The sequence below is a fragment of the Saccharothrix hoggarensis genome (assembly GCF_042678885.1).
In the GTDB taxonomy this organism is placed as follows: Bacteria; Actinomycetota; Actinomycetes; order Mycobacteriales; family Pseudonocardiaceae; genus Actinosynnema; species Actinosynnema hoggarensis.
Window position 1 is genome coordinate 1 of the sequence record NZ_JBHTLK010000502.1, and the last position, 908, is coordinate 908.

Genomic DNA, 908 nt, shown 5'->3' on the forward strand with positions numbered 1-908 from the left:
ACGAGCTTGCGCTTGAGGTACTCGTCCTCCAGCACCTGGCGGAACTTCTCGGGACCCCAGTCGGCGACCAGGAACTTGATCCGCGCACGATGCCGCAACCGCCGGTAGCCGTAGTCACGGAAGACGCTGATCACGCCCTCCCACACGTCCGGCACCTCGTCGGACGGCACCCACGCGCCCAACCGCTTGCCGATCATCGGGTTGGTGGACAGACCACCGCCGACCCACACGTCGAAACCCGGACCGTACTCCGGGTGGTCCACACCGACGAACGCCACGTCGTGGATCTCGTGCGCCACGTCCGGCAACCCCGAGATCGCCGTCTTGAACTTGCGCGGCAGGTTCGAGAAGCGCGGGTCGCCGATGTAGCGGCGCAGGATCTCGTCGATCGCCGGCGTGCCGTCGACCACCTCGTCCTCGGCGATCCCCGCCACCGGCGAGCCGAGCACCACGCGCGGGCTGTCCCCGCAGGCCTCCATCGTGGTCAGGCCCGCGTCCTCCAGCTTGCGCCAGATCGTCGGCACGTCCTCGATGCGGATCCAGTGGTACTGCACGTTCTGCCGGTCGGTGATGTCCGCCGTGTCCCGCGCATAGGTCTGCGACAACTCACCGATCAACGCCAACTGCTGCGTCGTCAACCGACCGCCGTCGATCCGGACCCGGAGCATGAAGTACTCGTCGTCCAGCTCCTCCGGCTCCAACGTCGCCGTCCGACCGCCGTCGATCCCCGGCTTGCGCTGCGTGTACAACCCGTACCAGCGGAAACGACCACGCAGATCCGCCGGGTCGATCGAGTCGAAACCACCGTGGGCGTAGATGTTCTCGATCCGCGAGCGGACGTTGAGCGGGTTGTCGTCCTTCTTGCTCCGCTCGTTCGGGTTCAGCGGCTCGCGGTAGCCCAGCGCCCA

The 908-nt window shown here is 67.2% G+C and carries 1 protein-coding gene; it reads right to left on the reverse strand.

The genetic code is table 11. From position 1 onward, the window contains the following. On the reverse strand, positions 1-908 hold a 908-nt coding region (locus ACFQ3T_RS36780; RefSeq protein WP_380730811.1), incomplete at both ends, for a nitrite/sulfite reductase.